Source organism: Paenarthrobacter sp. MSM-2-10-13 (assembly GCF_011605365.1).
Lineage (GTDB): Bacteria > Actinomycetota > Actinomycetes > Actinomycetales > Micrococcaceae > Arthrobacter.
In genome coordinates this window covers 121,037-134,199 of record NZ_JAAOXO010000010.1, presented here as the reverse complement: position 1 = coordinate 134,199, position 13,163 = coordinate 121,037, and the positions used below count along the sequence as shown (strand labels likewise).

The following is a 13,163-nucleotide window of genomic DNA, read 5'->3' as shown; positions in this document are numbered from 1 at the left end:
GCCGCAGGCTAACTTGTGCGTTGCTGCCGGTTTATGTGGTCAGCCAGCCGAGCCAGGGAAGAAGATCCTGTACTTCGGGATTGCGATTTTCAACGGGAGTCCTCAATGCCTGAGAAGGAAGGGCAGCCTTGCTAAATTTTTCGACGAACGTGCAGTTACCGAGTGGTGTCCGATCTTGGAGGTGGCGCGCACCATGGTTAGTTGACCGCACATGGCAAAACCCGGGGCGGAACAGGTGGAACGAGTGCTTGTTCACGTCTAGACCTTTTGTAGAGCTATGGATACAGCGACTTTCGCTACGATGAAGGGTAGAAAACTTTTACGGCACAGGTGCTTGTCCCGTTTCAGTTCAAAGGCGAACTATTGCGTAGGACTTAATGAGGGTGCTTTTGATACTCCACCGACCGCTCCAGCCGTTCTCAAGGATTAGGACTGTTCCGGGCTTGAGGGTGATGCGTGAGCCGTCATCATGAATCAGTTCACCTTCTCCTTCTAACACGCTAATAAATTCCTCGTATCCCTGATGGACTGTACTAAATTCACCAGGACTCACCCGCCACAGACCAAGCTCCGTTTTGCCGTCCGTAAAAAGCACGTGGGTACTCGCGGCGGGTGTGCCCTGAATGACTCGTTCGGAAGTAATCGAAACCGGTTTTGGCCAGTGTATGGAAGATGCGTGAAGTACGGTGCTCATGCTTTGCTTCTTTCAGAGTCAGAGTTACCAGACTTAGTTTCAAGGCGCTGCATTACACGTCCGGCGGCTCGCTCGCCGCTGCGTATAGCTCCTTCCATTAGGCCTACAAATTCGGGTTCGCTGTATTCGCCGGCCCAGAAAACATCTCCTACCGGCTTTTCCAAAAGAGCTGTCCCCGCTGCCGTTACGCCTGGGGCATGGGCGGCGTAAGCGCCACCTGCCAGTTGGTCCTCGGACCATACAGTGGTCAGCGCGGCAGCGTCCTGTGGGATGGCGAGATCCGTGCGAAGTGCTCGTGCTTTGGCAACCCATTCCGCTGGGCGCTGTTTAAGGCTGGCACGGGTAATGGCTGATGGTGAGCCCATGAAGGCGTTCAGCACCGGGGCCACGGCCCCGGATTCGTCCGTGGCTGTCCAGGTCCAGTAGCGGCCTTCGACGGACATGACAGCACTTGTGGCGGGCTGGGTTTCCAATGGGAGGTGTAGTTTTGCCGCATGTCCTTGAAGAACGTGCTTTAGGGCTGCGTCACGTGCCTCGGTTGTCGGAAGGTTCAGTTGCGAGTCACGGATTACAGCCAACGGAAGAGCAACAACGACGGTGTCGAAAACGGACGTGTCGGTGTCGGTGGTAACAAGAACACCGCCGTCACGAATGTTTTCAACCGCCCTCACGGTTTCGCCGTAACGAACAGCAGAACCAAGTGCAGCTGCCATCGCGTCGGGCAGCCGCTGATTGCCGCCAGCCACCCGCCAGCTGGGTTTGGGTTCGAACGAGGCGATATGTTGTAAGGATCTCGCCGTGACCTCTGATGCGCTCACAGCCGTAGAGATTTCGATTCGGGCACGAAGGGCGTCGACCAGTTCCGGTTCGTCGGGCAACTTGGCAAGCAACTCTTCGGCGGTCCCCTGAAGGCCACTGCCACTGGCTAATTCCAGTGCTTCCCGTCCGGTACGGATAATGTCATCACAAGTGATTCCAGTCGTGTCGCCGGGTTCCCGAACGTAATAGCTCATGCCAGTGTCAACCAAGCTAAGCCCAAACTGGGAAAGCAGCCGCCGCATGGAGGTGTAGCCATCTAGAACGAATTCTGCACCTCGTTCTATCACATAGCTGCCTTTTGGTGTGTCAAGCGTTTCGGACCACACACGACCACCGGGGCGGTTGCGGGCTTCGAATACCGTGACGTTTTCACCGGCTTCGGCGAGTTTTGTAGCAGCTGCAAGGCCAGCCAAGCCGGCACCAAGAATTCCTATGCGGCCCACACAGCCACCTCCGTTTCGTTTTGTTCAGGGGCGAAGACAGTAGAAGACGCTGTTCCCACCCCAGATTAGGTCGCTAGGAGTGCTAACAAAATCATACGAGTATGATAAATCTGTCCTCGTTTTTGTACTTCTGAATAGTCGTTGCGGTGTCTGCCGGGTGGCGCGTGGCCGAGTGGATTGTTGCCCTAAAAGCCTCGGCGAGGGAAAGTTCCGGATGTGCTTACCCCCAAGCGACAGGCCGCTGGAGACGTCCAGCCTGACCTCGTGGAGGATTTTCCCGGTTTCATAGCCGGGTTCATTTTCGGACTCAAGTACGGAATTAGTACAGAAATCATCCTCTAGAACTGTTTGGGACCACCGCGGGGCGCTTCATACTGACTGCTTAGACGTGAGACCGTAACCGCCTTTGCGTTCGCTTCGAAGCAACAGAGCACTTTTATGTCTGAAACATAGCGCGGTAGAGACTCGCGCACCGCCTCGGAAGGAGCCACCGGCATGCCACAGCACACGGGCATATTTAGCAAGGTCATCACAGTTGATCACCGCTGCGAGGTGGATGAACGACTCACCGCCGTGGTCACCGAGGCAATGGCGCATGCGTTACGGACGTCAACCCATGGAATTGTTGTCACGCGTCACGACCAAAGAACGTTCAGTGTCCGCCTTTCGCCGGACATATCCCCAGGGACGACAGTGGAGCGCGATCTCTGGAGAAGCAATGTTGGATGTCGACCGAATATCTAATGTTGGACTCCGTGCTCCTAACATAAGAGTCAATTTCGCCGGCACTCATGCGACGCCTACCGTCACAACTTTGTCTCACCATGGTCCGCGTCTTGCGCTTTCCTTAGCGGAAACTTACTCACCCCCAATGTGCCCACCCACCACAATCAGTCGCTTACAAAACAATCTTCTGAGGACTACAAATGACAGTTGAATCGGCTGTGTTCCCCGCCGCTCCCCTAGAGCGCGAGGCCCCTCTGCTCGCGTCTGTGCCCACCGGCTTGCTTGTTGGCGGCCAGTGGCGGGATGCATCAGACGGCGGAACGTTTGATGTGCGTGATCCTGCTACGGGGGAGGTGCTCGCTACTCTAGCTTCGGCCACTAGCGAAGATGCCGTCGCCGCTCTGGAGGCTGCTTGCGCGGCGCAGACCTCGTGGGCGCGGACCGCTCCGCGGGTGCGAGCCGAGATTTTGCGCCGTGCCTTCGACCTGGTAACAGCGCGATCGGAGGACTTCGCGCTTTTGATGACGTTGGAGATGGGCAAGCCATTGGCTGAAGCCCGGGGCGAGGTTGCCTACGGCGCCGAGTTTCTGCGTTGGTTCTCGGAAGAAACTGTTCGGGACTACGGCCGATACCTCACCACCCCCGAAGGTAAGAACAAGATCCTGGTCCAGCACAAACCCGTAGGTCCCTGCCTGCTGATAACGCCGTGGAATTTCCCGTTGGCCATGGCTACTCGCAAGGTTGCTCCCGCGGTCGCCGCTGGTTGCACGATGGTTCTTAAACCAGCAAAGCTGACGCCGCTAACTTCGCAGCTATTTGCCCAAACGATGATGGAGGCCGGCCTTCCTGCAGGAGTTCTCAATGTCGTTTCTTCCTCCTCGGCGTCGGGGATATCCGGGCCACTCCTGAAAGATTCCCGGCTGCGTAAGGTTTCCTTCACAGGGTCCACTCCGGTCGGCAAGCGCCTGATGTCAGACGCTTCCCGACATGTCCTGCGGACTTCCATGGAATTGGGTGGAAATGCTCCGTTCGTCGTGTTCGAAGATGCAGACCTGGACAAAGCTGTAGAAGGGGCAATGGCGGCCAAGATGCGGAACATGGGCGAGGCCTGCACAGCAGCCAACCGGTTCCTCGTTCAAGAATCCGTGGCGCAGGAATTCACCCGGAAGTTCGCAGCCGCGATGGGTGCCCTCTCCACCGGCCGAGGTACGGACCCTGCCAGTCAGGTCGGCCCGCTGATCAATAACGGTGCTCGCGACGACATCCATGCCCTAGTCACTGCTGCGGTGGACGCCGGCGCTGTCGCTGTCACCGGCGGGGCCCCCGTGGACGGGCCAGGCTACTTCTATCAGCCCACCGTCCTCGCCGACGTTCCCAACAATGCGGCGATCCTCGGCCAGGAAATCTTCGGACCCGTCGCTCCTGTCACCACCTTCACTACTGAACAGGACGCAATCAAACTGGCTAACGCCTCGGAATACGGGCTCGCGGCCTACCTTTACAGCCGCGACTTTAACCGGCTCCTGCGGGTGGCGGAGCAGATCGAGTTTGGCATGGTTGGCTTCAACGCGGGCATCATCTCCAACGCCGCCGCCCCCTTTGGTGGCGTTAAACAATCAGGGCTAGGCCGCGAAGGCGGGTCCGAAGGTATCGCCGAATACACCACCACCCAATACATCGGCATCGCCGATCCCTACGAGAACTGAACGACTGGTAGGGGCTTACATGCCGTCTGAACCAGTGAATAATGCGACTTGCTAGGATACAAACGAGCGCAGGCCCACGGCATGCAGTATTTCGGAACGGTGAGTGGCACCATCTGGAAGACCCCTTTGCCGAAGTCATATCCTTCACTGGGCAAGTCACACCGGCGGATGGTGCGAAGCTACTCGCCCCGGTACGTCCGTCCGTCCTCATAGGAATGAGCCATAACCGCCCTACCAATAAGCATCCGCTTCCCGTACAGGCATGGCACAAATCCGTACATACCCTGGCCAACCGGGTGATCAGATAAAGACGGCTCGGGACGCTGGGGCAGTCCACGTGGAGGGCGAGTTGGCAGTTGTTATTCGTAAACGCGCTGCCGGTCTCACCACGGAAGAGGCGATGGACCATGCGCTGGGGTACACGATCGCGAATGATGTCACGAACGCCGACCAAGGACTTATCGACGAAAAACTCTTCCAAGCCAAAGCCGGTATCAATTACACACCTCTTGGACCTTGGATTGAGACCGACATTAGGGATCCTGAAAAGGTCAACATCACCGTGCGAGTGAACGGCGAGGTTAGGGCCAATTCCGGGACATTCAATCTACCCACGAGCGTCGTGGACTGCCTGGTGTATGTCACTCGCTGGACGACTCTGAAGCCTGGTGACATCGTGATGACGGGGGCGCCGGGTACCTTCGCAGCTGTTAACCCCGGAGACTGCGTACAAATCAGTCTCGAGGGAATTGGTACGTTGACCAGCACAGTCGTCTAAATACTGCAAATAAAGGACCCCTTCCGAGAGGGGTCAGGCACAATCCTTCGCAAGTCCATGATCTGACCCTTGGCGCCGTTCTTCAAGCGGCCCGGATAGTCCGATGTGCTTCGTCACCTAGCCCGACTTCCTTGAGTTCGCCGAGCGCCGGCTCTCCCGAGCTATGAGAAGACGCGGAACATCGGCTGTACCCAACCTCTTAGACGTCTTTGCGTCGTGCCGAGTGTTGGCGCGTGGTGGCAAGGTTCAATATAACGATGCCCCCGATCACTGCAGTAATGGCTGTTATCCTTCCCAAAGTGACTGCCTCTCCGTGGATAATCGCGCCAGCAAAGGCAACGGCTACTGTGCCTAGACCAGACCACGTAGCATAAGCGACGCTTAGTGGTACTGCCCTAAGCGCGCGGGTTAGCAGAAAGAAGGAAAAGGCGTATAGTGCCATGGCCGCGGTTGTCTGTGCCGGGAGTTGAAAGCCTTCGGAAAAGTCGAGAATTACTGTGCCAGTCACCTCGGTGGTTATGGCACTTCCAAGATACAACCAAGCATGAAGGCGATGTCTATGAAGTAACGGCGCACGTTTCTGCCCCCTGTTACCTTTGTCAGCCGCCACGCTTCCTGCCTCTCCTGTGATGATCTGCCGAATCGCTGTGCAAAAGTTCAAGACCGTCCTGACTGGAGTTCGTCGTGCATAGCTACTCATGCCCCCGATTATCAGCCTTCATGGTCTGAACTCGGGAGGCAGAGTTTGAGTCATTGACCGGCTTGGAGGTTGAGGGTGACCACGCCCGTGACCACAAGAGCCAGTCCGATGGCATGTTTCCAGCTGAAGCGTTCATTTCTGAACAGGACGCCAATAACTGCTACAGACGCAGTTCCCAGGCCGGCCCAAAGTGCGTAAGCAATTCCGATGTCGGTGAACTTGAGGATCTGAGCCAAGAGGGCGAAGGCAACCGTGTATAGGCAGGCGACTGCCACAGTCGGCTTGAGTTTCCTGAATCCGTTTGTTTGAGGGAGCAGACTGGTAGCTGCTACTTCCGCAGCGATCGCCAGTAAAAGAAGGGGCCAGATGGTTAATGCCCTCCTTCCATACCTGGTCTGCAAACGAAGGGTGGTCCTGGCGGGGCGTTTCTACGCATACGAAAGATCCCGTTCGGCCGCCTCAACGACGTTTACAAGAAGCATCGCCCGGGTCATAGGACCAACACCGCCGGGGTTGGGTGAGATCCAGGCGGCGACCTGCATAGTGTCGGCATCGACGTCTCCTTGGAGGGCGGCTTTGCCGGTGCTGGCGTCAAGGATCCGTGACACTCCTACGTCTAAGACTATTGACCCCGGCTTCAGGTGTTTACCTTGCACGATCCCCGGTACACCGGCAGCGGCCACGACAACATCTGCGCGCTTTAGCAGCTTGGGGAGATCAGCCGAACCGGTATGCGCTGAAGTGACGGTTGCGTTGATAGCGCGCCGTGTAAGCAGTAGCCCCAGGGGCCGGCCCACTGTCACTCCTCGACCGATGACAAGCACTTCCAAACCGTTGAGAGCGATCCCGTGTCGGGATAAGAGCTCCACGATGGCGTTTGGAGTGCAGGGTAGAGGAGAGGTGAGGTCGCCGCTAACGTTGAGTGCAAGCTTTCCAAGGTTGATCGGATGTAGTCCGTCTGCATCCTTTTGAGGGGAAATTTTTTCCAAGACAGCATTTTGGTCGATATGTGGGGGCAGTGGTAGCTGGACTATGTAGCCTGTGGTTCTGGCATCTTTATTCAGCTCATCAAGAACGCTCTCTAATTCCCTCTGAGAGATTGTCGACGGTAAGTCCCGACGAATGGATTCAATCCCCACTTCCGCACAGTCTCTATGCTTCCCCGCTACATAGGAATGGCTTGCAGGATCATCACCAACGAGGATCGTTCCCAAGCCAACCGTCTTGCCATGGTCCTTCAATGCTGCAATTCGACCCGCGAGTTCGGTTTTCACGGCACGAGCGGTTGCCCTGCCGTCCAGGATGTTGCCGACGTTCTCCAACGGGTTCGGTTCGTGCATGACGTTCTTGGCCATAGGCCTTCCTTTGTAGTGGTCCCGTGAGGCTTTCATCTGTCCAGAGGCCGAACCATGCGATATCTGGGCCAAGGGGGGTCGAGGGGGATGTCGCTCCTAACCGCGGAGCCGTTCGCCCTTTGGATCGTAGAACGGCCGCCGGGAGACCTTCGCGGGGTAAAGCCGTCCCTTGCACTGGACCTCGAAGTCACCGGAGAGATCTGCATCAGGTTCAAGAGCGGCAATTCCGACTGCGCGTCCCAGCGTGTGGCCATAGCTGCCGCTCGTCATGCGTCCGACTGGAAGGCCGTTACAGTATACGGTCTCGTCATGTACGAACACCGGATCGGGGTCTTCCAGTGCTACATACACCGTTCGATGATCGGGCGCTGTGGGGTCGAGCTTGAGGAGGGCGTCTTTGCCTAGGAAGCCTCCCGGTTTGTCCATCGAGATAGTGAAACGAAGGCCTGCCGAATAGGGATCGTCAATGGGCCCGATGTCGTGACCCAGGTGCCTGAATCCCTTCTCGCTGCGCAGTGAATCCAAGGCGTGGTATCCGGCCAATTTGAGTCCAAGATCCTGCCCTGCTTCCCACAGCGCGTCCAGGACGTTGACTGCCATGTCGGCACTTGGGTACAACTCGTAGCCCAATTCGCCTACGAAGCTCACGCGCAAACTGTACGCATAGCCGTCTGCAATTTCTACCATGCGTCCGTGGGTGTATCTCTGTGCTTCGTCGGACCAGTCTTCCGGCGAAATCCTGCTAAGAAGTTCTCGGCTTTTCGGTCCCATGACTCCGATTGTGGCCAGAGCCGCCGTGCAGTCAAATACCGCGGCCGCTTTACCCCGAGCGATTCGTTTGAGGTATGCTGCCGTCTTTTGCTGGGTAAATGACGGGGTAACGACCAAGAACCGGTCAAGGCCAAGACGAGTGATGGTTCCGTCTAGTTCGATCCCCGCTCGGTCATTTAAGAAGAGGGTATAGACCGCTTTATCGGTCTCGACGTCGATGTCTGCTGTTGCGGCCATCTGACACACCTCAAGAGCATCAGGACCAGCAACTTCGAATTTTGCAAAAGGACTCAGATCGAAAAGGACCACGCCCTCACGCGCCGCTTTATGTTCTTCGGCGACACGGTCGAACCAGTTCGGGCGTCCATAGCTGTAGTCGTAGGTGGGAGAGGTTCCCGGGGCCCCGTACCAGTTTGCCCGCTCCCCACCGTTAACTTCACCAAAGCAGGCCCCGAGCTCAGCGAGGCGCGCGTGAAGGGGCGTTCGACGGACGTTGCGGCCAGTTTCCATCTGCAAGTTCGGCCAGTGCATTGCATAAAGTCGACCAAGGCCCTCCTTAGTTCGGGCCTTGAGATAGTTTCGGTTGTTTTGGTGTCCCGAAAAGCGCTGCACGTCCACCGCGGATGAGTCAAAACCGGGCGTACCTGAAATGACCCACTCCGCCAGCTCCTTACCTATGCCGGGAGCAAAGATAATCCCCTGAGAATTGAAGCCTGCTGCCACGAAGAGATTGGAAAGTTCGGAGGTTTCACCCACGGCAAAGTTGGCGTCTGGGGTGAAGCTTTCGGGAGCGTTCAGGAATCGGTCGAATCCCGCCGAAGCAAGTGCCGGCACTACCCCTTCGGCCTTCGCTCTGATCGGAGCGAAGTGTTCCCACTCCGGTCCGAACTCGGCGAAGCCGTTGGAGGGAATCTCCTCAACGGGGCGTGGAAGCCCGTCAGGCTCGAATGCGCCAACCAAGAGCCTCCCGGCCTCGTGACGGATGTAGTAGCTGTTGTCTAGATCCCTATATACGGGCAGCTCAGGGACAGCCCCGTCAATTTCTGCAGATCGGACGTGGATGTGTTCGGCGGCGTACAAGGGGACCTTCACCCCGGCGGTGGCCGCGAGATCACGAGTCCACAAACCGCACGCCAAAATCACCCGATCGCAGTGCACGATTCCTTGATCCGTGAGTACGCCGACGACGAGATCGCCCTGACGAAGTACCTTGTGTACGGCAACGTTTTCGCGTATTTGGGTCCCAAGGCTATGGGCGAGTTTAGCGAGAGCCACTGTTGCGTGACCCGGGTTGATGTGACCATCGTCAGGCAGCAGGAGCGCTCCGGCAACCCCTGAGTAGGTTGCGAGAGGCCACAATTCCTTGTATCGGTCCTCAGTTAGCCATTCAGTTCTTACGCCCTGCTGGTCGGCCACGTCCTTTGCATAAAGAAGCTCGTCAACGCGACCGGCGGTTCGCGCAACACTGAGGGACCCGCAACGCTGAAATGAGACGTCCAGCCCGGACATCTGCTCGAGCCGGCTATAAAAGTCCAAGCCGTACTTGGCCAGCTTTGTCATAGTCGTGGTCCCGCGCGCTCCAGTGACCAAGCCTGCGGCGTGCCAAGAGGTGCCGCTGCCCAGGACGTTGCTCTCCAAAAGTAGGGTGTCGTTCTCACCCGCAGCTGAAAGGTGGTAGGCAATGCTGGCACCGATAATGCCGCCACCGACCACGACTGTACGGACGTGGGTCGGCAACGGGTCATGGGAAGTAGCTGTAAACATGCTGGCGCTTATGTCGCGGTCGACAAGCCTGTCCATCAGGGTCTCATTTCTACTCAGGTCGATGTACGACTCTGGGCAAGGGTAGTTGTGCTTAGTTGAAGACGACGGTGCGGTGGCCGTTCAGCAGGATCCGCTGTTCCGCGTGCCATTGAACGGCACGGGACAGTGCAAGTCGCTCAGCATCCTGCCCTGCCACTGCGAGTTGAGCTGGACTGTAGTCATGTCCAACTCGAAGAACTTCCTGTTCGATGATTGGTCCTTCGTCCAGTTCGGCGGTGACGTAGTGTGCTGTCGCCCCAACGAGTTTCACCCCGCGGTCAAATGCTTGGTGGTAGGGTTTGGCGCCCTTAAACCCTGGAAGGAATGAGTGGTGGATATTGATGGCCTTGCCAGCAAGTTCGCGGCAAAGATTGTCGCTAAGGACCTGCATATACCGGGCTAGAACGGTCAGTTCCACTTCATGTTCTGCAAGGAGAGCCAGCAGATGTTCCTCTGCTTCCTGCTTGGTTTCCGGCGTTACCGGAATGTGAAAGAAGGGGATTCCATGGGCATCTGCAACTGGCTGAAGAGTCGCATGGTTCGAGGCGATGAATGGAAAATCCACTTTGAGTTGTCCTGAGCGCCAACGGAAGAGCAGGTCGTTGAGGCAATGCTCGGCTTTGGAAACCAGCAGTGCAACCTTGGGTCGATCAGAGGCGTCGACCAAGGTCCACTCCATCTCGTATGTGGAGGCCACCGCTAGAAACGCGCTTTTCAGATCGCCAATGGATACAGTTGCTGGGCAGGAGATGTGCACGCGCATGAAGAATCTGCGTTCCGCGGCATCGTCGAACTGCTGACTGGCAAGAATATTGCAGCCATGGGATACCAAGAAGCCTGAGACAGCGTGAACGATTCCAATCCTGTCTCTGCAGCTGAGTGAAAGAATTACTTGGCGGAATTGGGCGTTTTCCATGGGGCTCCTAGGGGGGAGGTTCGTACGTGGGGTGCCCTTGCGAGGAGGGACGGTTCGGGCAGTGCCTATAGATAGGCCTACGCCTGCCAGCTGCACCTGCATCGTGTGTTGACCATACGCGCCAGAACGGGCCCCTTCCATGCGGTGTTTGTCTGAAAAGACCATGGTTTTGGTACTAAGGTCTAAACTGCGACTTTGATACGTCACAGTGGTGGGGCGGCTTGCGTTGCAGCCTGCCGAGCGGAGCGTGGCCTGGGCTGGGGACGCAAAACCTTCGAGCGAGTCGTTTTGCCACTGCCCCTCACCTTCGCGCCAGCGCCGGAAGAAATGCATGAAGCCAGCGACCGGAGGTGGCATCGCTGGCAGCTATACCCAGGTGATCAGCTCGGCAAAAAGGAGGCCTGGCCTCAAGCTCATGGACCGCCTACATCGTGCTGGTCTTAGACCCTCAACCGCTGTCACATGGCTTGCTCAATCAGTACCTGTCGACGTGCTGCTGCTTCCCGGGCCCAAACTCAGCGGGTACCACCCACCTTCAACGGCCCGTTGGATTCAGCCCCGGTGAAGTTCCCAATTTCACAATGGGTCCTTGTTGGATGTTCCCCGCATCTGTTCGGACAGATGCGGGGAACGAAGCATGGCTCCCTTCAGCTCACTGTCCTCGTGGGTCTCTTTTAGAAGGTTCATTGTGGTAGCAGGAGGCTCCCGGCCGGGGTTGGACGGGAGCCTCCTAATTGCGCGCTATTTGGGAGCGGGCGCTACTCGCCGGTGCAGTTTATGCAACCTGCGCCTTGACTCCTAGGGAGATCATGCAATGCGCCCTAGGCGGAAATCGAGGTCCTCCTTTTGCTGCGGACAGATGCCACAAAGCCGACGAGGAACACCGCGACTGTTCCGATCATTACATAGGGTAATGCGCTCAGGGGCCCCGGCGCTGGGTACAAGATTCCGTTTACATAGAGCCACAGAACAGTTGCCGACGCCAGAGCAGCGCCTATGTTTACCAGAACCGATTTCCGCGGACTGAGGCGATTTAGCAACACCGCACCGCCGATGCAGATGAGGAAGTATGGAATTACCCAGAAGTAGACCAACAGGGTGGCAATGTATCCGTAAATTTCCAGGGGGGTGGATGATGTCAGCCAGAGCATTACAGGGGGGCCAACGAGCGAGGGAACTCCAAGGAAGGCAATGGCTGCCAGCGGACTCTTGTAACGCTTGCTGACTTTGGTTAAGGCAGAAGGCAGGAGGCCGTCAGAAGCCGCGCTGACAACGACTCGCGACCCGTAGTTGAAGAATCCAATCAGGCTGGCAAAGACTGCAGCAGCCAGAACCAGGTCGCTGATGTTCGATAGAAAACCTACCCCTGCTGCTTCAGCAAGCACCGCATTCGGTGAGACACCAAGGGCAAGCTGGTCAGCAGAATCGACAAGAGTCGGCACCTGGATAACTGTGGCAGCAAGGAAGGCCATACCGAGGACGACGGGGATCACCATGATTGCCCGAGGAATCGCGCGGGTAGGGTTTCTGGTTTCTGCGCCAAGGGCCGCGCTGCTTTCGAAACCGATGAAGAACGTCGAGCCTATTGCTAGACCTTGCAGGAAACTGTTGAAGGTGAAGTCGCTGAGACTAAGCTGGCTCGCCAGGTCAACATTTCCGCCGAATGCCGTTGCCACGGTAATGACCAACATAACGGGCACAGAAACGACCGTGAGGATGACGCTGGAACGGACTGATACGTCCAATCCTCGATAGGCGATCCCCATAGCTACCAGCGCCGCTAAGACGTAAATTACCAGTTGTATCTCTGGTCCTGCTGCGCTAGAAACGCCCACGGACATGAGGAAACTTCCGACATAGAGACCCAGTGAGACGACTAGGACCATGACTACAACGATGTAACCTGGGACCATCGCCGCCGCGATGACGAGCGGGCTCCACGAGCCAAACACGTGCCGAATATAGGAGTAGAGCGACCCAGTTCCTATAAACCGTCGGGCGAACGCAGTAACGAATAACCCAATGATGGTGAATGCCACAACGGAGGCAGCCATAGCCAGCCACGACGAACGCCCTGTGTAGGCGGCGAGGAAAGCGGGGACTGCTGAAAGACCGACGGCGGGAATAAAAGAAGATATTGAAAGCCCCATCACCTGCGGGCCGGTGAGGTGTCCCAACTGTAGATCTGCATGGGCTATATCTTGAGGAGGTGGTGCTTGGCCACCGTCCGCCGATGTTCCTGTGATATCAGAAGAAGAAGATTGCAAAGGTGTACGCCTTTCAGGTGAGTCGCGGTCACACGACCACGACGCTTAAGCGGCTTCTTCGAACCTGTCGAAGAAGTCGGTTGGGAAGATGCGCCCTTGCACCTACCAGATGGCGACTTGGGTTCGGATTGTGGTTGCGACCAATTCAGTCTTGTATGCTCGCCGAGCCAGTTCGCCAGCAATGT

11 protein-coding genes are annotated in these 13,163 nt (G+C 57.0%); 4 read left to right on the top strand and 7 right to left on the bottom strand.

Going from position 1 to position 13,163, the window contains the following annotated elements:
* Positions 1-349: 349 nt before the first annotated feature.
* Both HAV21_RS17585 and HAV21_RS17580 read right to left on the bottom strand, forming a co-directional pair.
* Positions 350-694: a cupin domain-containing protein gene (locus HAV21_RS17585; protein ID WP_166842590.1), complete on the bottom strand. Its 345-nt coding sequence runs from the start codon at positions 692-694 to the stop codon at positions 350-352.
* Positions 691-1,956, bottom strand: coding sequence for an NAD(P)/FAD-dependent oxidoreductase (locus HAV21_RS17580; RefSeq protein WP_166842589.1), 1,266 nt, complete (start codon positions 1,954-1,956; stop codon positions 691-693). Before HAV21_RS17580 ends, HAV21_RS17585 begins: the two co-directional genes overlap by 4 nt.
* Before the next feature lie 216 nt (positions 1,957-2,172).
* On the opposite strand from HAV21_RS17580, the gene HAV21_RS22515 reads away from it, so the two are divergent.
* The 4 genes from HAV21_RS22515 to HAV21_RS22335 all read left to right on the top strand — a co-directional run bounded on the left by HAV21_RS22515 (position 2,173) and on the right by HAV21_RS22335 (position 5,166).
* Positions 2,173-2,298 carry a hypothetical protein gene (locus HAV21_RS22515; RefSeq protein WP_279539022.1) on the top strand — a complete coding sequence of 42 codons (126 nt, stop codon included), beginning with the start codon at positions 2,173-2,175 and terminating at the stop codon, positions 2,296-2,298.
* Between the two features lie 584 nt (positions 2,299-2,882).
* Positions 2,883-4,388, top strand: a complete 1,506-nt coding sequence (locus tag HAV21_RS17575; RefSeq protein WP_166842588.1) for an NAD-dependent succinate-semialdehyde dehydrogenase — start codon at positions 2,883-2,885, stop codon at positions 4,386-4,388.
* Between the two features lie 41 nt (positions 4,389-4,429).
* Positions 4,430-4,696 carry a DUF2437 domain-containing protein gene (locus tag HAV21_RS22340; RefSeq protein WP_235521471.1) on the top strand — a complete coding sequence of 89 codons (267 nt, stop codon included), beginning with the start codon at positions 4,430-4,432 and terminating at the stop codon, positions 4,694-4,696.
* 41 nt (positions 4,697-4,737) lie between these two features.
* Positions 4,738-5,166, top strand: a complete 429-nt coding sequence (locus tag HAV21_RS22335; protein ID WP_243753355.1) for a fumarylacetoacetate hydrolase family protein — start codon at positions 4,738-4,740, stop codon at positions 5,164-5,166.
* A 750-nt stretch (positions 5,167-5,916) separates the two neighbouring features.
* Here HAV21_RS22335 and HAV21_RS17560 read toward each other — a convergent pair.
* The 5 genes from HAV21_RS17560 to HAV21_RS17540 form a co-directional block, all read right to left on the bottom strand.
* Positions 5,917-6,267, bottom strand: coding sequence for a multidrug efflux SMR transporter (locus HAV21_RS17560; RefSeq protein ID WP_016359430.1), 351 nt, complete (start codon positions 6,265-6,267; stop codon positions 5,917-5,919).
* A gap of 27 nt (positions 6,268-6,294) precedes the next feature.
* A complete protein-coding gene (locus HAV21_RS17555; RefSeq protein WP_016359431.1) occupies positions 6,295-7,221 on the bottom strand; it encodes a bifunctional methylenetetrahydrofolate dehydrogenase/methenyltetrahydrofolate cyclohydrolase in 927 nt (308 codons plus the stop codon).
* Between the two features lie 96 nt (positions 7,222-7,317).
* The gene (locus tag HAV21_RS17550) at positions 7,318-9,792 is read right to left on the bottom strand and encodes an FAD-dependent oxidoreductase (protein ID WP_016359432.1); all 2,475 of its coding nucleotides are present in this window, start codon (positions 9,790-9,792) and stop codon (positions 7,318-7,320) included.
* 55 nt (positions 9,793-9,847) lie between these two features.
* Positions 9,848-10,711 carry a formyltetrahydrofolate deformylase gene (gene purU, locus HAV21_RS17545; RefSeq protein ID WP_016359433.1) on the bottom strand — a complete coding sequence of 288 codons (864 nt, stop codon included), beginning with the start codon at positions 10,709-10,711 and terminating at the stop codon, positions 9,848-9,850.
* 821 nt (positions 10,712-11,532) lie between these two features.
* Positions 11,533-12,978 carry an APC family permease gene (locus HAV21_RS17540; protein ID WP_225740119.1) on the bottom strand — a complete coding sequence of 482 codons (1,446 nt, stop codon included), beginning with the start codon at positions 12,976-12,978 and terminating at the stop codon, positions 11,533-11,535.
* Positions 12,979-13,163 lie beyond the last annotated feature (185 nt).